This is a genomic window from Geobacillus sp. JS12, assembly GCF_001592395.1.
GTDB classification, from domain to species: domain Bacteria; phylum Bacillota; class Bacilli; order Bacillales; family Anoxybacillaceae; genus Geobacillus; species Geobacillus zalihae.
On record NZ_CP014749.1, the window covers coordinates 648,818 to 668,411 of the forward strand.

Below are 19,594 nucleotides of genomic sequence, written 5' to 3' on the forward strand. Positions count from 1 at the left end.
AACCATGCAAGCGCAAATTAAAGATTTATCCGTATTGTTTCTTGTCGTGCTCATCGTCGCCATGCTCGTCATCCCGCTGCAGACATGGCTGTTGAGCGTCTTGATCATCATCAATATTTCCCTTGCCTTGCTTGTATTGCTGACGGCGATGAACACGAAAGAGCCGCTTGAGTTTTCCATTTTTCCGTCATTGCTTTTAGTGCTGACGCTGTTTCGGCTCGGGCTGAATGTGTCAACCACCCGCTCGATTTTAAGCAAAGGGGAGGCGGGCGGCGTCGTTGAAACGTTCGGAACGTTCGTCGTTGGCGGCGATGTTGTCGTTGGGTTTGTCGTGTTTTTGATTTTGGTCATCATCCAGTTTGTTGTCATCACCAAAGGGGCGGAGCGCGTCTCGGAAGTGGCGGCCCGCTTTACGCTCGATGCGATGCCCGGCAAACAGATGAGCATTGACGCCGATTTGAACGCCGGCATGATTTCGGAGCAAGAAGCCCGAAGGCGGCGGGAAAAAGTGGCGCAAGAAGCCGACTTTTACGGAGCGATGGACGGGGCAAGCAAATTTGTGAAAGGCGACGCCATCGCCGGCATCATTATCGTCGTCATCAACATGTTGTTTGGCATGGTGATCGGCGTTGTGGAGAAAGGAATGGATATAGGGGAGGCGGCAAAGCGCTACACGCTTTTGACGGTCGGCGACGGCATCGTCAGCCAAATTCCGGCGCTGTTGATTTCCACGGCGACCGGCATCATCGTCACCCGGGCGGCGTCGGACAGCAACTTGAGCGGCGATATTATGCGCCAGCTGTTCGCGTTTCCGAAAATGTTGTACGTCACGGCAGGAACGATTTTCCTGCTCGGCTTGTTTACGCCGATCAACGACTTGTTGACGATGCCGATTGCCGGGCTGCTGGCGCTTGGCGGCTACCGATTTATCGAGCGGCAAAAGCAAGAAGAAGCGGCATTGGCCGCTCCGGAAGAGGAGGCGGCGGCCGCCGACGAATTGAAAAGCCCGGAAAGCGTCATCCAACTGCTGCATATTGATCCGATTGAATTTGAGTTCGGCTATGCGCTCATTCCGCTCGCTGATGCCAATCAAGGCGGGGATTTGCTTGACCGGATCGTCATGATTCGCCGTCAGCTCGCGCTCGAGCTTGGCATTGTCATCCCGGTTGTGCGCATTCGCGACAACATCCAGTTGCAGCCGAATGAATACCGGATCAAAGTGAAAGGAGAGGAAGTGGCGCGCGGCGAGCTGCTGCTTGACCATTATTTGGCGATGAGCCCCGGAGTTGACGATGATTCGATTGATGGCATTGACACCATCGAGCCGGCGTTTGGTCTGCCGGCGAAATGGATTTCCGAGACCGTCAAAGACCGGGCGGAAATGCTTGGCTATACAGTCGTCGACCCGCCATCGGTCGTCTCGACACACTTAACGGAGGTGCTGAAAGCCCATGCCCACGAACTGCTGGGGCGTCAGGAAACAAAACAGCTGATCGATCATTTAAAAGAATCGTATCCGGTGCTTGTCGACGATGTGACGCCGAATCCGTTGTCTGTCGGCGACGTGCAAAAAGTGCTCGCCAAGCTGCTGAAAGAGAAAGTGTCGATCCGCAACTTGCCGCTCATTTTTGAGGCGCTTGCCGATTTTGCCCGCCTGACCAGCGACACCGATTTGTTGACGGAATACGTCCGCCAAGCGTTGGCGCGGCAAATCACCTCGCAGTACGCCGTGCCGGGCGAGCCGCTGCGCGTCATTACGCTGTCGGGCAGGGCGGAAAAAACGATCGCCGACGCCGTGCAGCAAACCGAACACGGCCGCTATTTGGCGCTCGAGCCGGCGCGGGCGCAGGCATTTGTGGAAGCGGTCGCCGCGGCGCTTGAACGCTATCCGTTCGCCGGCCAGACGCCGATTTTGCTCTGCTCCCCGGCGGTGCGCATGTACGTCCGACAGCTGACCGAGCGCCATTTTCCGACTGTTCCGGTGCTGTCGTACAACGAGCTTGAAGCGGATGTCGAAGTTCAAAGCGTGGGGATGGTGGAAATCGAATGAAAGTGAAAAAATTTGTCGCCCCGTCCATGAACGAAGCGATGAAAATGGTTCGCGCCGAACTTGGCCGCGACGCCGTCATTTTGCACTCGAAAGTCGTGCAGACCGGCGGATTTTTCGGTCTGTTTGCGAAAAAAAAGATCGAAGTGTTGGCCGGCGTTGATCCGGATCCACTGCCGCTGCGTCAGCCGGATGCCGCCGCGTCTTTGACGCGTCAGCCGGATGCCGCCGCGTCTTTGACGCGTCAGCTGAGTGCTGCTGCGTCCTTTGCCCCTTTGCCGGCGGCCGAGCGGGAGGAAGACGGCTCGCTTGCCCGTGAGATCGAGGAAGTCAAGGCGCTCATCCGTCAGTTCAACGCCCGCTCGTCTTCGCTTTTGTATCCTCCACCGCTTGCGGAAGCGGAACGGCGCCTCGTTCGGCAAGGGATGGCGGATGTGTACGTCCGCCAAGTGATGGATCGCCTGCTTGAACGGTGGTATGCCGACAAAGACGGCCGGTCGCCCGCTGCGGTCTCCGCCTGGACGAAAGAAGCGGTGCGCGATCTATTGTCGACGCTTCCGTTTGTCAAAACGGCGGAGCAAAAAAAGTATATGATTTTGCTTGGTCCGACCGGGGTTGGAAAAACGACGACGCTCGCCAAAATGGCAGGGCGCGCCGTCCTCGAGCAAGGGAAAAAAGTCGGGTTCATCACGGCCGACACGTACCGGATCGCCGCCATCGACCAACTGAAGACGTATGCCGACATTTTGCACGCTCCGTTGGAAGTATGCTACAATGCCGACGATTTTCGGACGGCGAAGCGGAAATTGGCCGGCTGCGATCTCGTGTTCGTCGATACGGCTGGCCGCAACTTCCGCAATCCGCAATACGTGGATGAACTGCAGCAAACGCTCGAGTTTGACAGCGAAACGGAAACGTTTCTTGTATTCGCCGCCACGGGAAAGTATGACGATATGAAAACGATTTACAACCACTTTTCCCGCCTGCCGATCGATCGGCTGATCGTGACGAAGCTCGATGAGACGGACTCGTTTGGAACGATCGTCAATGTGTTGCTTGACAGCCGGCTTGCCGCCGCCTATTTCACGAACGGGCAAAATGTGCCGGACGACATGGTGGAAGCGTCCGCAGACCGGCTCGTTCATCTGCTGTTTGGGGCGGAGCGATGGTGAGCGATCAAGCAGAACGGCTGCGCTATGAGCTGGGCCGCCGGCTGACGCCGGCGGCGGGGCCGCGGACCATCGCGGTGACGAGCGGGAAAGGCGGAGTCGGCAAGTCAAACCTTTCGCTCAATTTTTCGCTGTCGCTCTCGAAGCTCGGGTTTCGCGTCTTGCTGCTTGATATGGACATCGGCATGGGCAACATCGACATTTTGCTCGGCCAGTCGTCGCCATTGACGCTTTCGGATTGGTTTTCCGCGCGGTTGCCGCTTTCCGAGCTGGTAAAAAGCGGACCGGAGCATCTATCGTATATTGCTGGGGGACGGGCGCCGCGCAATGGTTGAGTGTCGATCGATCCGCTATCGACTATTTGTTGGCCGAGCTGCAGACGGTGGCGTCGCGATATGATTATCTCATTTTCGATATGGGGGCGGGTGCCTCAGAAGAACGATTGTATTTTTTAAAGTCCGTCGACGATGTGTTTATTGTCACGACGCCGGAGCCGACCGCGATGACGGATGCGTACGCCATGATGAAATATATGCACACCGCCGGCAGCGAGGCTCCGTTTTCCGTCATCGTCAACCGCGCCGGCAGCGAGCGGGAAGGATACGGCGTCTTTTCGCGCCTGCAGCATGCCGCCAGTCGGTTTTTCCATAAAGACATCGCCTTGCTTGGCGTCGTTCCTGAAGACCGGACTGTGGCGCGCTGTGTCGTCCGGCAAACGCCGTTTGTTCTCTTTGATCCGGCGGCGAAGGCGAGCCGGGCAGTGCGTCAAATGGCGTGCCGCTATGCGGCGGGAGGAGAAAAAGAGCCGGAGCGGGCTCCCCGCTTTTTTGCGAAGCTGCGTCAACTTTTGCTAGAAAGGTAGAGACGGAACATGAAGACGATCAAGGTGCTTGTCGTCGATGACTCGGCGTTTATGCGCAAATGGATCAGTGATTTTTTGTCCGAGCATCCGCGCCTCGAAGTCATCGGAACAGCTCGCAACGGCCGGGAGGCGCTCGAGAAAATCGCTGCCCTAAGGCCGGATGTCGTGACGCTTGATGTGGAAATGCCGATCATGAACGGGCTCGAAACGTTGCAGCGCATCATGCGGGATCATCCCGTGCCGGTCGTCATGGTGTCAAGCACGACGACCGAAGGGGCGGAAAACACGATCGCCGCCATGCAGTACGGAGCGGTCGACTTTGTCGCCAAGCCGTCCGGACCGATTTCGCTCGATTTGTACAAAGTGAAAGACGAGCTGATTGGCAAAGTGCTGCACGCGAGCGAAGCGAACGTGGCTGCCTTGACTGCTCCGCGCCGCCAACGTCCGTCTTGGCGCCCATCGTTCAAAGCGGCGGCGCGCCCGCAACAGGCCATCGTTGCGATCGGCACTTCCACCGGCGGCCCGCGCGCGCTCGAGACGGTGCTGACGCAGCTTCCGCCCGATCTAGCCGCTCCGATCGTCGCTGTCCAGCATATGCCCAAAGGGTTTACGGCGTCGCTCGCCAATCGGCTTGATGCGCTTGCCGCGATCACGGTCAAGGAGGCGGAAGACGGGGAAGTGCTGCAAAATGGCACCGCCTATATCGCGCCAGGCGGCGTCCATCTCATCGTTCGCGAAGAAGGCGGCGCGCTTAAAGCCCGTTTCGACGAATCGCCGCCGCGCGCCGGCCATCGTCCGGCTGTTGACGTATTATTTGAGTCGCTTGCTGCCATTCGCCGCTGTCGGAAAATCGCGGTGATTATGACCGGCATGGGAAGCGACGGAACAGTAGGGTTGAAAATCCTGAAGGAAAGCGGGAACACAAAAGCGATCGCGGAAGCACGCGAGACAGCCGTTGTCTTTGGGATGCCAAGAGCGGCGATCGAGGCTGGCGTCGTTGATGTCATCGCACCGCTTGACAGCATCGCCGCTGCCATCGTCCAATCGATCGGGGAGTGAGGGGGAAACGGCATGGACATGAGCCAATATTTGGATTTATTTATTGATGAAAGCAAAGAGCATTTGCAGGCGATCAACGAGCGGCTGTTGGAACTTGAAAAAACGCCGGAGGACATGTCTGTGGTGAATGATATTTTCCGTTCGGCCCATACGTTGAAAGGCATGTCCGCCACAATGGGTTTTGAAGATTTGGCCAATTTGACGCACCAAATGGAAAACGTGCTCGATGGCATCCGCAATCGGCGGCTTTCCGTTACCCCGGAATTGCTTGACGTCATTTTTGAGGCCGTCGACCATTTGGAGGCGATGATCAGTTCCATCGCTGCAGGCGGCGACGGAACGCGCGATGTAAGGAGAACAGTCGAACAGCTGAAACGAATCGAGCAAGGGGAGATGCCCAACAAGCAGGCAGCAAGGGAAGAACCGCCCCTTGAACATGCGTATGGGGAATTTGAATACCATGTGCTCGAGCAGGCGAAGGAGCAGGGATTTTCCGTCTACGAAATCCGCGTTCGGCTTCGCGATGACTGCTTGTTGAAAGCAGCGCGCGTCTATATGGTGTTTGAACAGCTGAATGAAGTCGGAGAAATCGTGAAAGCAACGCCGCCGGTCGAGATGCTGGAGGAAGAACAGTTTGACCGGGAGTTTCTCGTTACGGTCGTATCCAAAGCGCCAGCCGATGAGTTGCAAAAGCGGCTGATGGGCATTTCGGAAATTGATGACGTCAAGGTGTCTAGGCTATCGAGCGATGAACCGTCGGCAGAAAGTGAGAAAGCGGCTGCGCCCCAACAACCGGCCGCTATGGAGCAGGCCGCGGCCGTTCAAGCCGAAGCAGAGGCGCCGGAAAAACAAACAGTAAAACAGGCGACGAAAACGATCCGCGTCAACATTGAACGGCTCGATCGGTTGATGAACTTATTTGAAGAATTGGTTGTTGACCGCGGTCGGCTTGAGCAAATTTCCCGCGAGCTGAACCATGCCGAATTGACGGAAACGGTCGAGCGGATGTCTCGCATCTCGAGCGATTTGCAGACGATCATTTTAAATATGCGCATGGTGCCGGTCGAAACGGTGTTCAACCGCTTTCCGCGCATGGTGCGCCAACTCGCCCGCGAGCTCGGCAAAAAGGTGCGTCTTGACATCATCGGCGCGGATACCGAGCTTGACCGGACGGTGATCGATGAAATCGGCGACCCGCTTGTCCATTTGATCCGCAATGCGCTCGACCACGGCATCGAAGCGCCGGACGTCCGGGCGGCGCGCGGAAAGCCAGATGAAGGGATCATTCAATTGCGAGCGTACCATAGCGGCAACCATGTCTTTATTGAAATCGAAGATGACGGCGCCGGCATTTCCCGGGAGAAGGTGCTGCAAAAGGCGAAAAGCCGCGGCATTGTCTCGCCGCAGGCGGCGGAGCATTTGAACGATCAGCAAATTTACGAGCTTATTTTCGCTCCCGGCTTTTCGACCGCTGAAAAAGTTTCGGACATTTCCGGCCGCGGCGTCGGTTTGGATGTCGTCAAAAGCACGATTGAATCGCTCGGCGGCACCGTTTCGGTCGATTCGCAGCCTGGAAAAGGGTCGCTCTTTTCCATTCAGCTGCCGCTCACATTGTCGATCATTTCGGTGTTGCTCGTTCAAATCGCTGAGGAAACGTACGCGATTCCGCTGTCATCGATCATTGAGACGGCGCTGGTGAAAAAAGAAGAGATTTTTTCCGCCCACAACCAGCCGGTCATCGATTTTCGCGGCAAAATTGTGCCGCTCGTCCGCCTGAAAGACGTCTTTGCTGTTCCCGGAGCGGCCGATGACGGAGATGCGGTGGCGGTCGTGATCGTCCGGAAAGGAGAAAAACTGGCGGCGCTGGCGGTTGACTCGTTTATCGGGCAGCAAGAAGTCGTGTTGAAATCGCTTGGAAACTATTTATCTTCCGTTTTTGCCATCTCGGGGGCGACGATTTTAGGAGACGGCCGAGTGGCGCTGATTATCGACTGCAACGCGCTCGTGAAGTAGGGACGGCCGTGTCGGTGCGAGGGAGACTATAGTGTTGATCTGCCGTTTTCAGTGGCATGTCGAAAAAAAGGGGAGGATTGGATGACGGCCAGTGTGCAAGCAGACTGGAAAGTGATTGCGTTTCGCCTGAAAGATGAAGAATATGCTCTGCCGGTGCAGCATGTCCGTTCCATCGAGAAAATGCAGCCGATCACGCGCGTGCCGGGGACAGCCCATTATGTAAAAGGGGTCATCAACTTGCGCGGTGTTGTGACGCCGATCATCGATTTGTGCGAGCGGTTTGGATTTGCCCCCAAACCATATGGGGAGCAGACGCGGATCATTATCGCCGCTCTTGAAGATATGGAAGTCGGGCTTATCGTCGATGCTGCGAATGATGTCCTTGATCTGCCGACGGAAAGCATCGAACCGCCGCCAGAGGCCATTGGCTCCGTTGAGGCAAGTTACATCGACGGCGTGGCGAAAGTGGAGAATCGGCTCCTCATTTTGCTCGATTTGGCGAAAGTGCTCGACCGATAACCTGTAGAGAGGAGCATTGACCTTGGACGATATTCGCAACTTGACGGGGATGCATATTGACATTTTGCGCGAAATCGGCAACATTGGCGCCGGCAACGCGGCGACGGCTTTGTCGACGTTGCTGAACAAGAAAATTGAAATGGCGGTGCCGCGCGTTCAAATTGCGACGTTTGCCGAAATGATGGAATCAATCGGTGGACCGGAACAAGTAGTGGCGTGCGTCTATTTGCGCATCGAAGGAGAAGCGCCGGGAAACATGTTTTTCGTGCTGCCGCCGGAACAGGCTGAGCGGTTTGTCCGCCGGATGATTGGCGATGACTCATTTTCGTTTCAAGGAGAAGCCCATGAGCTTGGCTGCTCGGCGCTTCAGGAGCTCGGCAATATTTTAGCCGGCTCGTATTTGTCGGCATTGGCTGACTTTACGCGGCTCAACTTGCACCCGTCTGTGCCGGCATTGGCCATTGACATGATCGGAGCTGTGCTGTCGTTTGGGTTGCTTGAGCTGTCGCGCGTTGGCGATTACGCCATTTTGATTGACACAGCCATTTACGATGAACGGCGCCCGGACGAAAGCATCAACGGCCATTTCTTTCTTCTGCCTGACCCCGAGTCGTTTTCCACTATCTTTCGAGCACTAGGTGTGGATGGTCTATGAGCACAGCGCAGGCTGTCAAAATCGGCATTGCGGAAATGGAGGTCGTCATAGCGCCGAATGTCATCCGCACATGCGGGCTTGGGTCGTGCGTCGGCGTCGTCATTTACGATGCAGGCAAGGCGGTTGCTGGCATGGCGCATGTCATGCTTCCGCATTCCTCGATGGCGCGCGGCGGAGTCATCAATGCGGCTAAATACGCTGATACGGCGGTCGAGGCGCTCGTTCAGCTTGTCATTGCCGCTGGCGGGCGGAAAGGGATGCTGAAAGCGAAGCTGGCCGGCGGGGCGCAAATGTTTTCGTTTTCGACAGTTGGCGGCGATATGATGCGCATTGGCGCGCGCAATGTGGAGGAAGTGAAAAAGCAGCTCGAGCGGCTTCACATTCCGGTCGTCGCCGAAGATGTCGGGGGCCATAGCGGCCGCACGATCGAATTTAATCCGCAGACGGGCGTGCTCTCCATCCGCACCGCCGCTCAAGAAATCAAGGAAATATGACCGGGATGCGCCGTTTCCGCAAGGCAAGGGGGAGAATAATGGGAAGCGCGCTAAAAGGAGAAGAACGGAAATATTGGGATGAATGGATCCATGGCCGCGACCGTCGCGCGGCCGAGGAGCTGGTGCAGCGCTATATGCCGCTTGTTTTCTACCACGTGCAGCGGCTTTCGGCGACGCTGCCGAGCTCCGTGCCGAAGGATGAGCTCGTCAGCCTTGGACTCGTCGGCTTATACGATGCGTTGGAGAAATTTGATCCATCGCGTGATTTGAAGTTCGACACGTACGCCTCGTTCCGCATCCGCGGCGCCATCTTAGACGGTTTGCGCAAAGAAGACTGGCTGCCGCGCAGCATGCGCGATAAGGCCAAAAAAATTGAGGAAGCGATCGAGCGGCTTGAACAGCGGCACATGCGATCGGTGACGGCGAAAGAGATCGCCGCTGAGCTCGGGATGACGGAAGAGGAAGTGCAGGCGGCGGCGAGTGAAACGTTTTTTTCCCATTGGCTGCCGCTCGGGCAGACGACCGTCGACGAAGATGAAGGACTGCTTTCGGTTCGCGACGACCGCGCTCCGCTTCCCGAGGAGCAAATCGTTAAGCAGGAAATGATCGAAAAGCTGGCTGAAGCCATCGGACAGCTGAATGAAAAAGAGCAGCTCGTCATCAGTTTGTTTTACAAAGAGGAGCTGACGTTTACAGAAATCGGGAGCCTTTTGCATTTGTCGACATCAAGAATTTCGCAAATTCATGCGAAAGCGCTTTGGAAACTGCGCCGCTTCTTTGAAAAAGAGCCATGAGGGGAGAGAAAACGCGATGGACATCCAGCTTCCAGCGTTGCAAAGCGTCATGCCGAAAGCGCCCGACGCGGAAAGGCTTCAAACCTCAACGCAACAACATTCCTATGCCGTGCAGGCGCAAATGGCAGCTGCCGGCCAAAAGCGGGCGGAGCGTGCGCGCCGTCGGGTGACGGATAAACGAACGAGCGCCCGTCTTGAGCAGGAGGCGTCCCGTTTTGGAGGACACCCTTATAAAGGAAAAACGATCGACATTCAAGGATAGTGAACATCATGATGGCATTTTGGCTAACGATCAGTTTGCTGTTGCACGCCTTGTCGTTTTGGTTGATCATTGTGCTTTTCCTTCGCCTGTCGCGGCTTGGCGAGGCGGAGAGGCGGGCCGAGGAGCTCGAGGAAGCCATGACCGCTTATCTCGCTGCCTGGAAGGAAGAAAACGAGCGCTTTTTGGCTGAACTTGACTCGTTGCTTAATAGCGGCGCGGCTCCATTCGTTTCTGCACCGGAAACGAACGATGCGCCCAGTGGGCAACGGGGCGCGAACGGGAAAGAGACGGCGTCCATGCCGGGGGCAGGAGGCGGTGAAATCGGAGCGGGGTTCGAAAAGCGAACAGCGGAAGCAAAAAAGGGGGAAAACGAGCCGGCGGAGCGGGGAGAAACCGAAAAACGCGCCAAAACAAGCCGTCCAAGCGCCGCTCCGGGCTATTTCCCAGACATCGAAGCGGTCAAGGATGTGCTCGAACTTTCACACGCCCGACCGGCCGACGCGAGTGAGCTTGCTCGCCGCCTATATGCGGAAGGAGAGACAGTCGAGGAAATTGCCAAACAGCTCGGCAAAGGGAAAACGGAAGTCGAGCTATGGCTCAAATTTGCGCAAAAAACGAATCAATAGGCGAATAACAGCTTGATTTGCCGCTTGCAGTTGTGATATATTTTTTCATGGTGTGAATACACACGCCTGGTGATTTCAGCAACGGTGCTGGCAACGCCAGTCTTGCTGAAAGATGAGGCAGGCGGAGGACCAAAAACCACTAAGGAAACAGGAGGAGCATACATGTCGGTTATTTCGATGAAACAACTGCTTGAAGCTGGCGTCCACTTTGGACATCAGACGCGCCGTTGGAACCCGAAAATGAAAAAATACATTTTCACGGAGCGCAACGGCATCTATATCATCGACTTGCAAAAAACGGTGAAAAAAGTCGAGGAAGCCTACAACTTCGTTCGCGAATTGGCGGCGAACGGCGGCAAAATTTTGTTCGTCGGCACGAAAAAACAAGCGCAAGAGTCGGTGAAGGAAGAAGCGGAACGCTGCGGCATGTTTTATGTCAACCAACGCTGGCTCGGCGGCACGCTGACGAACTTCGCTACGATCCAAAAGCGGATCAAACGGCTGCGTGAAATTGAAAAAATGGAAGAAGATGGCGTATTTGACGTTCTGCCGAAAAAAGAAGTCATTCGCTTGAAAAAAGAAAAAGAGCGTCTTGAGAAGTTTTTGGGCGGCATCAAAGACATGAAAGAGCTGCCGGATGCGTTGTTTGTCATTGACCCGCGCAAAGAGCGGATCGCGGTGGCGGAAGCGCGCAAGCTGAACATCCCGATCATCGGCATCGTCGACACGAACTGCGATCCGGATGAAATTGACTATGTCATTCCGGCCAACGACGACGCCATCCGCGCTGTTAAGCTGTTGACTTCGAAAATCGCCGACGCCGTGCTTGAGGCGAAACAAGGCGAAGAAGTGGCCGTCGCAGCAGAGTAACGATGCACAAGAAAGGTGATAAGAGGGGAAAGCCTTTTATCACCTTTTTTTGAGACAGAAATGAGCAACTTTTGGCTATACTAACGAATAAGGGCAAAACGGGAAGCCGCTGCCGGCACCGATACATATACGGGACAATGAGAAGGAGGATTTTTTTATGGCGATTACAGCACAAATGGTGAAAGAACTGCGCGAAAAAACAGGCGCAGGCATGATGGACTGCAAAAAGGCGCTCACCGAAACAAACGGTGACATGGAGAAAGCGATCGACTGGCTGCGCGAAAAAGGAATTGCCAAAGCGGCGAAAAAAGCGGACCGCATCGCGGCCGAAGGGATGGCGTACATTGCGGTGGAAGGCAATACCGCCGTCATTTTGGAAGTGAACTCGGAAACGGACTTCGTTGCGAAAAACGAAGCATTCCAAACGCTTGTCAAAGAGCTGGCCGCCCACTTGCTGAAACAAAAGCCGGCTTCGCTTGATGAAGCGCTCGGTCAAACGATGGACAACGGCTCGACCGTCCAAGACTACATCAACGAAGCGATCGCCAAAATTGGTGAAAAAATTACGCTTCGCCGCTTTGCCGTCGTCAATAAAGCGGACGGCGAAACGTTCGGTGCGTACTTGCACATGGGCGGGCGCATCGGCGTATTAACGTTATTAGCCGGCAATGCGAGCGAAGACGTCGCCAAAGATGTCGCCATGCACATTGCCGCACTTCATCCGAAATACGTCTCGCGCGACGACGTGCCGCAGGAAGAGATTGCGCATGAGCGTGAAGTGTTGAAGCAGCAAGCCTTAAACGAAGGCAAGCCGGAGAAAATCGTTGAAAAAATGGTCGAAGGCCGGCTGAACAAGTTTTACGAAGACGTCTGCCTGCTCGAGCAAGCGTTCGTGAAAAACCCGGATGTGACGGTGCGCCAATACGTCGAATCGAACGGAGCAACAGTCAAGCAGTTCATCCGTTACGAAGTCGGCGAAGGGCTCGAAAAACGCCAAGACAATTTTGCAGAAGAAGTCATGAGCCAAGTCAGAAAACAATGACGGACCGCAACAGGGAACACGCGCGTGTTCCCTGTTTTTCAAAGTGATTCGCATCATGGAGGTTGGACATGGAACAGCCAAAATACAAACGCGTCGTGTTAAAGTTGAGCGGGGAAGCGCTCGCTGGAAAGCAAGGGTTTGGCATTCAACCGGCGGTCATTCAGTCGATCGCCAAACAAGTGAAAGAAGTTGTTGAACTGGGCGTCGAGGTCGCCATCGTCGTCGGCGGCGGCAACATTTGGCGTGGAAAAACGGGAAGCGAAATGGGCATGGACCGGGCGACGGCTGATTACATGGGCATGTTGGCGACGGTGATGAACGCCCTCGCTTTGCAGGACAGCCTTGAGCAGCTCGGTGTGGAAACGCGGGTGCAAACATCGATTGAAATGCGGCAAGTGGCCGAACCGTACATTCGCCGCCGGGCGATTCGCCATCTTGAGAAAAAACGAGTTGTCATTTTCGCCGCCGGCACAGGCAACCCGTACTTTTCGACCGATACGACCGCGGCCTTAAGGGCGGCGGAAATCGAGGCGGACGTCATTTTAATGGCGAAAAACAACGTCGATGGCGTCTACAGCGCCGACCCGAACGTCGACGCCAATGCGGTCAAATACGATGAGCTGTCGTACTTGGACGTCATTAAGCAAGGGCTCGGCGTCATGGATTCGACTGCTTCCTCGCTTTGCATGGACAACAACATTCCGCTCATCGTCTTCTCGATTATGGAAGAAGGCAATATTAAACGCGCTGTGTTAGGTGAAAACATCGGAACGATCGTAAGGGGAAATAATGATGGCAAAGCAAGTGATCCAACAGGCGAAAGAAAAGATGGATAAAGCGGTGCAAGCGTTCACCCGCGAGCTGGCAAGCATTCGCGCCGGACGGGCGAACGCAGGGCTGCTTGAGAAAGTAACCGTTGACTATTACGGTGTGCCGACGCCAATCAACCAACTGGCCTCCATCAGCGTGCCGGAAGCGCGGCTGCTTGTCATTCAGCCGTACGACAAATCGGCCATTAAAGAAATGGAAAAAGCGATTTTAGCATCGGATTTAGGGCTGACGCCATCGAATGATGGATCCGTCATTCGTCTTGTCATTCCGCCGCTCACCGAGGAACGGCGCCGCGAGCTCGCGAAGCTTGTCAAAAAGTATTCAGAAGACGCGAAAGTCGCGGTGCGCAACATCCGCCGCGATGCGAACGATGAATTGAAAAAGCTCGAGAAAAACGGCGAGATTACGGAAGATGAGCTCCGCAGCTACACGGACGAAGTGCAAAAGCTGACCGATGACCATATCGCCAAAATTGACGCCATCACAAAAGAAAAAGAAAAAGAAGTGATGGAAGTATAGGCAAAACGATGCAAACCCTCTATGTTGATGGAGGGTTTTTTTGCTATAATGGAAAGGCAAAACACGATCCCGGAGGACTCGTATGTTCAATAAAATGCGAAAAACAAAAGAGAAAGACGTCCCGGTGACGAAAGAAGAGGTGCTCAGGCATCCGATGCCGAACCACGTCGCCATCATTATGGACGGAAACGGGAGATGGGCGAAAAAGCGGGCGCTGCCGAGGGCGGCCGGCCATTACGAAGGCATGCAAGTTGTGCGCAAAATCACTCGTTTTGCGAATGAGCTGGGGATTCAGATTTTGTCGCTTTACGCGTTTTCGACAGAAAACTGGAAACGTCCGAAAAGTGAAGTCGATTATTTGATGAAGCTGCCGGAACAGTTTTTGACGACGTTTCTTCCCGAGCTCGTCGCCGAAAATGTCAAAGTCCAAGTGATCGGTCATACGGAGGCGCTGCCCGATCATACGCGCCGGGCGGTCGAGAAAGCCGTGAAGGAAACAAGCGGCAACACCGGCCTTGTGTTAAACTTTGCCCTTAATTATGGAAGCCGGGCGGAAATCGCTGCCGCCGTAAAGCAGATCGCCAAAGACGTCGAACGCGGGATGCTCGCGCCGGAAGACATCACCGAGCCGCTCATTTCCTCGTACTTGATGACGAGCGGGCTCGCTGACCCTGATTTGCTCATCCGTACGAGCGGGGAGATTCGCTTGAGCAATTTCATGCTTTGGCAGTTGGCGTATACGGAACTTTGGTTTACGGATGTCTTATGGCCGGATTTTACGGAGCAACATTTCTTAGAGGCGATTGCCGCTTACCAGCGGCGCGACCGCCGATTTGGAGGAGTGTCAGCGCGATGAAGCAGCGAATCATCACCGGAGTCATAGCGGCGGCGCTCTTTTTGCCGATTGTTATTTTTGGCGGATTTCCGTTTATAATAGTAACATATATATTGGCCACGATTGGGCTGTTTGAATTGTTGCGGATGAAAGGGATGCACCCGTTGTCGTTTGTCGGGGCGGCTGGATTGATCGCCCTTTGGCTGTTGCTCGTTCCCGCCTGTTACGGCGGCGAGTGGTTGGCGTCTGGGACCGCCAAATTTGGCGTGCTCGCCGCTTTGGCTTTTTTGTTGCTTGTCGGTACGGTCGTGACGAAAAATGCGCTCTCGTTCGATGAGGCGGCGTTTGTCGTTTTGGCGGTCGTCTATGTCGGCGTAGGGTTTTTCTGTTTCGGCGCTGTTCGTTTGGTTGGGTTCGTGTACTTCGTTTATGCCTTGTTTGTCATTTGGGCGACTGACATTGGGGCGTATTTCTTTGGCCGCGCGTTTGGCCGGCGCAAGCTATGGCCGGAGATCAGCCCAAAAAAAACGGTGGAAGGCGCCATCGGCGGCATCGCTTCCGCGGCTGTTGTCGCCGCGATTTACGAGTGGGCGGCGGCGCCGTTTGGCAGTTTGGCGGCCGCGCTTGGCGTCGCGCTGCTGCTGTCGGTGTTCGGTCAGCTCGGCGATTTGATCGAATCGGCATTTAAGCGCCATTACGGCGTCAAAGATTCCGGGGCGATTTTGCCGGGACATGGCGGCATTTTAGACCGGTTTGACAGCTTGCTGTTCGTGCTGCCGATATTGTACATATTGCTTGAAATCGCACGATAAGCGGGTGAGGAGTGAAACGATTGAAATATATTAGTATATTAGGGGCGAGCGGATCGATCGGCACACAGACGCTCGATGTCATCCGCGCCCATCCGGACGAATTCCGCTTGGCCGCCGCATCGGTCGGGAAAAATATCGAGGCGGCGAGGCGGCTGATCGCTGAATTTTCCCCAAGTCTTGTCGCCGTCGCTGACCGTGATGCGTATAAAGTTCTTTATCGCGAGTACCGCGGGCGGACGACGATCGTGTACGGAGAGGAAGGATTGATTGAAGCAGCCGTTTGCCCACAAGCCGATGTTGTCGTCACCGCTGTCGTCGGCAGCGTCGGCCTTGTGCCGACGCTGAAGGCGATTGAAGCGGGAAAAGCGATCGCCCTCGCCAACAAAGAGACGCTCGTTGTCGCCGGACATCTCGTCATGGCTGCAGCCAAGCGGCGCGGTGTGCCGCTGTTGCCAGTTGACAGTGAACATTCCGCCATTTTTCAATGTCTGCAAGGGGAAAGGATGGAACACGTTGACAAACTCATTCTGACCGCATCCGGCGGCAGCTTCCGCGACAAGACGCGCCGAGAGCTCGCTCATGTGACGGTTGAGGAGGCGCTTTGCCATCCGAACTGGTCGATGGGGGCAAAAATTACGATTGATTCGGCGACCATGATGAATAAAGGATTTGAGGTCATTGAGGCTCATTGGCTGTTCGGGCTGCCGTATGAGCGGATTGAGGTTGTTTTGCATCGAGAAAGCATCATCCATTCGCTCGTTCAGTTCCGTGACACAAGTGTATTGGCGCAGCTTGGAACGCCGGATATGCGCGTTCCGATCCAATATGCGCTTGCGTATCCAAAGCGGTTGCCGCTCCCATCCGCCAAGCCGCTTGATTTCATCTCGCTTGGGGCGCTCCATTTCGCCCCGGTTGATTTCGACCGCTATCGCTGTTTGCGTCTCGCCTATGAGGCTGGCAAGCGCGGCGGCTCGCTGCCGACGGTGTTGAATGCGGCCAATGAGGAGGCGGTGGCGGCGTTTTTAGCCGGGCGCATACCGTTTTTGGCCATCGAGGAGTGGATTGAACGCGCGCTCGAGCGCCATCGGCCAGTGAGCAATCCGCAGCTTGAGGACATTCGTGAAATCGATGCGGACGCGCGCGCCTACGTCCGCTCACTACTATCATAAAGGTGGTTGAAACGTTGGAATCGATCATTTCATTTATCGTCGTCTTTGGTGCCCTCGTCTTTTTTCACGAGCTCGGCCACTTGCTGCTAGCAAAACGGGCCGGCATTTTGTGCCGCGAATTTGCCATCGGCTTCGGGCCGAAAGTGTTTTCGTTCAAGAAAAACGAAACGGTGTACACGATCCGCCTGCTCCCGCTTGGCGGCTTCGTCCGCATGGCCGGTGAAGACCCGGAGACGATTGAATTGAAGCGTGGGCAAGTCGTCGGTCTTTTGCTTGATGAGAGCGGCCAAGTGGAAAAAATCGTCCTCAACCATAAGGACGATTATCCGAATATCCGCGTAGTGGAAGTGGAAGAGGCCGATTTAGAGCATGGCATGTATGTGACCGGCTATACGGACGGCGAGCGGTTCGAGCGGTTTACGGTCAAGGAGCCGGCGTTTTTCGTCGTCGACCGCCAAGAGATTCAAATTGCTCCGTACCATCGCCAATTTGCGGCAAAAACGCTCGGGCAGCGAACGATGACGATTTTGGCCGGACCGCTCGCCAACTTTCTCTTGTCGCTCGTTGTCTTTATCATCATCGGTCTTTTGCAAGGCTATCCGGTCGACAAGCCGGTGATCGGCGAGCTGACGCCGGAAGGAGCGGCGCGCGCCGCCGGCTTGAAGCAAGGGGATAAAGTGATCGCCATTAACGGTGAACGGATGGAAACATGGACGGAAATCGTCAACACGATTCGCGCCCATCCGGGAGAACCGCTTCAGTTTCAAATTGAGCGGAATGGGAAAGAACGGAGTGTGACGGTCACTCCGGAGGCGAAAACGGTGCAAGGGGAGACGATCGGCTTGATCGGCGTCTATCAGCCGATGGAAAAATCGGTGTTGGGCTCGATCAAGCAGGGGCTGGTTGAGACGTATTACTGGACGCGGGAAATTGTAACGGGGCTCGGCCAATTGATCACCGGCCAGTTTCAGCTTGACATGCTGTCCGGACCGGTCGGCATCGCCGTATCGACCGGCAAAGTGGCGGAGTCTGGGATCTACTACTTGATGAAATGGGGCGCGATTTTAAGCATCAACCTGGGGATTGTCAACTTGTTGCCATTGCCGGCGCTAGACGGCGGGCGGCTCCTCTTTTTCGCCATTGAAGCGGTGCGCGGCAAGCCGGTCGACCGGCAAAAAGAAGGAATGGTTCATTTTATCGGCTTTGCCTTGCTGATGTTGCTGATGCTTGTGGTGACATGGAATGACATTCAAAAATTTTTCCTATAGAGAGAAAACGAGGTGGCTAATGGATGAGACAAAGTCAAGCATTTATTCCGACGTTGCGTGAAGTGCCGGCGGATGCGGAAGTGAAAAGTCATCAGCTCCTGCTGCGGGCCGGCTTCATTCGTCAAAGCGCAAGCGGCGTCTATACGTTTTTGCCGCTTGGGCATCGTGTTTTGCAAAAAGTGGAAGCCATCATTCGCGAGGAAATGAACCGAATTGGAGCGATGGAGCTCTTCATGCCGGCCTTGCAGCCAGCTGAGCTTTGGCAGCAGTCCGGCCGTTGGTACTCGTACGGGCCGGAACTGATGCGCTTAAAAGACCGGCACGAGCGCGATTTCGCCCTCGGGCCGACGCATGAGGAAATGATCACGGCGATCGTCCGCGACGAAGTGAAAACGTACAAGCGGCTGCCGCTTGTGTTGTACCAAATCCAAACGAAATTCCGCGATGAAAAGCGCCCGCGCTTCGGACTGCTGCGCGGCCGTGAATTCATGATGAAAGACGCCTATTCGTTCCATACGTCAAAAGAAAGTTTGGATGAAACGTACAACGACATGTATAACGCCTATTCGAACATTTTCCGCCGCTGCGGATTGAACTTCCGCGCCGTCATTGCCGACTCGGGGGCGATTGGCGGCAAAGATACGCATGAGTTTATGGTGTTATCTGACATCGGAGAAGATACGATCGCCTACTCCGATGCGTCTGACTATGCCGCCAACATCGAGATGGCGCCGGTCGTGGCGACGTACGAAAAAAGCGATGAGCCGCCAGCCGAATTGAAAAAAGTGGCGACGCCGGGGCAAAAAACGATCAATGAAGTCACGTCCTATTTGCAAGTCTCGCCGGAGCGTTGCATTAAATCGCTCTTGTTCAATGTGGACGGCCGCTATGTGCTCGTTCTCGTCCGCGGCGATCATGAAGCGAACGAGGTGAAGGTGAAAAACGCACTCGACGCGACGGTCGTCGAATTGGCGACGCCGGAAGAAACGGAGCGGGTGATGAACGCTCCAATCGGTTCGCTCGGCCCGATCGGCGTCAGCGAAGACGTCACGGTGATCGCGGACCATGCTGTCGCCGCCATCACGAACGGCGTCTGCGGCGCGAACGAGGAAGGATACCATTACATCGGAGTCAACCCGGGCCGCGATTTTGCCGTCAGTCAATACGCCGATTTGCGCTTCGTAAAAGAAGGCGACCCGTCGCCGGATGGCAAAGGGACGATCCGCTTTGCCCGCGGCATTGAAGTCGGGCATGTGTTTAAGCTGGGGACAAAATACAGCGAAGCGATGAACGCCGTCTATTTGGATGAAAACGGCCAAACGCAGACGATGATCATGGGTTGCTACGGCATCGGCGTATCAAGATTGGTGGCCGCAATCGCGGAACAGTTTGCTGACGAACACGGGCTTGTGTGGCCGGCTTCGGTCGCACCGTTTCACATCCATTTGCTTACAGCGAACGCAAAAAGCGATGAACAGCGCGCGTTGGCGGAAGAGTGGTATGAAAAGCTCGGACAGGCTGGGTTTGAAGTGTTGTATGACGACCGCCCCGAACGGGCCGGAGTGAAGTTTGCCGACAGCGATTTGATCGGCATTCCGCTCCGCGTCACCGTCGGCAAGCGAGCGGGCGAAGGCGTTGTGGAAGTAAAAGTGCGGAAAACGGGCGAGACGTTCGATGTGCCGGTCAGCGAGCTTGTCGACACTGCGCGCCGTCTCCTTCAATCATGAGTGCCGGCGCTGGCGAAAAAG

19 protein-coding genes and 1 pseudogene are annotated in these 19,594 nt (G+C 55.4%); all 20 read left to right on the forward strand.

Annotated features, from left to right (window positions below; genetic code table 11):
- Positions 1 to 4: 4 nt before the first annotated feature.
- Positions 5 to 2,050, forward strand: coding sequence for a flagellar biosynthesis protein FlhA (gene flhA, locus A0V43_RS03330; protein WP_063192377.1), 2,046 nt, complete (start codon positions 5 to 7; stop codon positions 2,048 to 2,050).
- Positions 2,047 to 3,219, forward strand: a complete 1,173-nt coding sequence (gene flhF, locus A0V43_RS03335) for a flagellar biosynthesis GTPase FlhF (protein WP_063192378.1) — start codon at positions 2,047 to 2,049, stop codon at positions 3,217 to 3,219. The genes flhA and flhF overlap by 4 nt, the downstream gene beginning before the upstream one ends.
- Positions 3,213 to 4,078, forward strand: a pseudogene (locus tag A0V43_RS03340) (MinD/ParA family protein). Before flhF ends, A0V43_RS03340 begins: the two are co-directional and overlap by 7 nt.
- Positions 4,079 to 4,087: 9 nt before the next feature.
- Positions 4,088 to 5,137: a protein-glutamate methylesterase/protein-glutamine glutaminase gene (locus A0V43_RS03345; protein ID WP_063192379.1), complete on the forward strand. Its 1,050-nt coding sequence runs from the start codon at positions 4,088 to 4,090 to the stop codon at positions 5,135 to 5,137.
- A gap of 12 nt (positions 5,138 to 5,149) precedes the next feature.
- Positions 5,150 to 7,150: a chemotaxis protein CheA gene (locus tag A0V43_RS03350; RefSeq protein ID WP_063192380.1), complete on the forward strand. Its 2,001-nt coding sequence runs from the start codon at positions 5,150 to 5,152 to the stop codon at positions 7,148 to 7,150.
- An 81-nt stretch (positions 7,151 to 7,231) separates the two neighbouring features.
- On the forward strand, positions 7,232 to 7,669 hold the full coding sequence (locus tag A0V43_RS03355) for a chemotaxis protein CheW (RefSeq protein WP_063192381.1): 438 nt from the start codon (positions 7,232 to 7,234) through the stop codon (positions 7,667 to 7,669).
- 22 nt (positions 7,670 to 7,691) lie between these two features.
- The gene (locus A0V43_RS03360; RefSeq protein WP_011230744.1) at positions 7,692 to 8,324 is read left to right on the forward strand and encodes a chemotaxis protein CheC; all 633 of its coding nucleotides are present in this window, start codon (positions 7,692 to 7,694) and stop codon (positions 8,322 to 8,324) included.
- Positions 8,321 to 8,818 (forward strand): chemotaxis protein CheD, encoded by a 498-nt coding sequence (locus A0V43_RS03365; protein ID WP_011230745.1) that lies wholly within the window; start codon positions 8,321 to 8,323, stop codon positions 8,816 to 8,818. Before A0V43_RS03360 ends, A0V43_RS03365 begins: the two co-directional genes overlap by 4 nt.
- A 38-nt stretch (positions 8,819 to 8,856) precedes the next feature.
- Complete coding sequence (locus tag A0V43_RS03370; RefSeq protein WP_015374421.1) at positions 8,857 to 9,612, forward strand: FliA/WhiG family RNA polymerase sigma factor; 756 nt, start codon at positions 8,857 to 8,859, stop codon at positions 9,610 to 9,612.
- A 16-nt stretch (positions 9,613 to 9,628) separates the two neighbouring features.
- Positions 9,629 to 9,874, forward strand: a complete 246-nt coding sequence (locus tag A0V43_RS03375; protein ID WP_015374422.1) for a hypothetical protein — start codon at positions 9,629 to 9,631, stop codon at positions 9,872 to 9,874.
- A gap of 8 nt (positions 9,875 to 9,882) precedes the next feature.
- Positions 9,883 to 10,500, forward strand: a complete 618-nt coding sequence (locus tag A0V43_RS03380) for a hypothetical protein (RefSeq protein WP_015374423.1) — start codon at positions 9,883 to 9,885, stop codon at positions 10,498 to 10,500.
- Positions 10,501 to 10,662: 162 nt separating this feature from the next.
- Complete coding sequence (gene rpsB, locus A0V43_RS03385) at positions 10,663 to 11,370, forward strand: 30S ribosomal protein S2 (RefSeq protein WP_063192382.1); 708 nt, start codon at positions 10,663 to 10,665, stop codon at positions 11,368 to 11,370.
- A 157-nt stretch (positions 11,371 to 11,527) separates the two neighbouring features.
- Positions 11,528 to 12,412, forward strand: a complete 885-nt coding sequence (tsf, locus tag A0V43_RS03390) for a translation elongation factor Ts (RefSeq protein WP_011230750.1) — start codon at positions 11,528 to 11,530, stop codon at positions 12,410 to 12,412.
- A gap of 68 nt (positions 12,413 to 12,480) precedes the next feature.
- On the forward strand, positions 12,481 to 13,248 hold the full coding sequence (gene pyrH, locus A0V43_RS03395; RefSeq protein ID WP_063192383.1) for a UMP kinase: 768 nt from the start codon (positions 12,481 to 12,483) through the stop codon (positions 13,246 to 13,248).
- A complete protein-coding gene (gene frr / locus A0V43_RS03400; RefSeq protein ID WP_011230752.1) occupies positions 13,205 to 13,762 on the forward strand; it encodes a ribosome recycling factor in 558 nt (185 codons plus the stop codon). The genes pyrH and frr overlap by 44 nt, the downstream gene beginning before the upstream one ends.
- 82 nt (positions 13,763 to 13,844) lie before the next feature.
- Positions 13,845 to 14,618, forward strand: a complete 774-nt coding sequence (locus A0V43_RS03405) for an undecaprenyl pyrophosphate synthase (RefSeq protein ID WP_011230753.1) — start codon at positions 13,845 to 13,847, stop codon at positions 14,616 to 14,618.
- Positions 14,615 to 15,409: a phosphatidate cytidylyltransferase gene (locus A0V43_RS03410; protein WP_063192384.1), complete on the forward strand. Its 795-nt coding sequence runs from the start codon at positions 14,615 to 14,617 to the stop codon at positions 15,407 to 15,409. The genes A0V43_RS03405 and A0V43_RS03410 overlap by 4 nt, the downstream gene beginning before the upstream one ends.
- Positions 15,410 to 15,429: 20 nt before the next feature.
- Positions 15,430 to 16,578 carry a 1-deoxy-D-xylulose-5-phosphate reductoisomerase gene (gene dxr, locus A0V43_RS03415; RefSeq protein ID WP_011230755.1) on the forward strand — a complete coding sequence of 383 codons (1,149 nt, stop codon included), beginning with the start codon at positions 15,430 to 15,432 and terminating at the stop codon, positions 16,576 to 16,578.
- A gap of 2 nt (positions 16,579 to 16,580) precedes the next feature.
- Positions 16,581 to 17,846, forward strand: a complete 1,266-nt coding sequence (gene rseP, locus A0V43_RS03420; RefSeq protein ID WP_011230756.1) for an RIP metalloprotease RseP — start codon at positions 16,581 to 16,583, stop codon at positions 17,844 to 17,846.
- A gap of 23 nt (positions 17,847 to 17,869) precedes the next feature.
- Positions 17,870 to 19,573 (forward strand): proline--tRNA ligase, encoded by a 1,704-nt coding sequence (locus tag A0V43_RS03425; protein ID WP_063192385.1) that lies wholly within the window; start codon positions 17,870 to 17,872, stop codon positions 19,571 to 19,573.
- The last annotated feature ends 21 nt before the right edge of the window (positions 19,574 to 19,594 follow it).

Bases quoted from the DNA above. Each gene is read 5' to 3' on its own strand.
- flhA (WP_063192377.1), top strand. From the start codon at position 5: ATGCAAGCGCAAATTAAAGATTTATCCGTATTGTTTCTTGTCGTGCTC.
- flhF (WP_063192378.1), top strand. From the start codon at position 2,047: ATGAAAGTGAAAAAATTTGTCGCCCCGTCCATGAACGAAGCGATGAAA.
- A0V43_RS03345 (WP_063192379.1), top strand. From the start codon at position 4,088: ATGAAGACGATCAAGGTGCTTGTCGTCGATGACTCGGCGTTTATGCGC.
- A0V43_RS03350 (WP_063192380.1), top strand. From the start codon at position 5,150: ATGGACATGAGCCAATATTTGGATTTATTTATTGATGAAAGCAAAGAG.
- A0V43_RS03355 (WP_063192381.1), top strand. From the start codon at position 7,232: ATGACGGCCAGTGTGCAAGCAGACTGGAAAGTGATTGCGTTTCGCCTG.
- A0V43_RS03365 (WP_011230745.1), top strand. From the start codon at position 8,321: ATGAGCACAGCGCAGGCTGTCAAAATCGGCATTGCGGAAATGGAGGTC.
- A0V43_RS03370 (WP_015374421.1), top strand. From the start codon at position 8,857: ATGGGAAGCGCGCTAAAAGGAGAAGAACGGAAATATTGGGATGAATGG.
- A0V43_RS03375 (WP_015374422.1), top strand. From the start codon at position 9,629: ATGGACATCCAGCTTCCAGCGTTGCAAAGCGTCATGCCGAAAGCGCCC.
- A0V43_RS03380 (WP_015374423.1), top strand. From the start codon at position 9,883: ATGATGGCATTTTGGCTAACGATCAGTTTGCTGTTGCACGCCTTGTCG.
- rpsB (WP_063192382.1), top strand. From the start codon at position 10,663: ATGTCGGTTATTTCGATGAAACAACTGCTTGAAGCTGGCGTCCACTTT.
- tsf (WP_011230750.1), top strand. From the start codon at position 11,528: ATGGCGATTACAGCACAAATGGTGAAAGAACTGCGCGAAAAAACAGGC.
- pyrH (WP_063192383.1), top strand. From the start codon at position 12,481: ATGGAACAGCCAAAATACAAACGCGTCGTGTTAAAGTTGAGCGGGGAA.
- frr (WP_011230752.1), top strand. From the start codon at position 13,205: ATGGCAAAGCAAGTGATCCAACAGGCGAAAGAAAAGATGGATAAAGCG.
- A0V43_RS03405 (WP_011230753.1), top strand. From the start codon at position 13,845: ATGTTCAATAAAATGCGAAAAACAAAAGAGAAAGACGTCCCGGTGACG.
- A0V43_RS03410 (WP_063192384.1), top strand. From the start codon at position 14,615: ATGAAGCAGCGAATCATCACCGGAGTCATAGCGGCGGCGCTCTTTTTG.
- A0V43_RS03425 (WP_063192385.1), top strand. From the start codon at position 17,870: ATGAGACAAAGTCAAGCATTTATTCCGACGTTGCGTGAAGTGCCGGCG.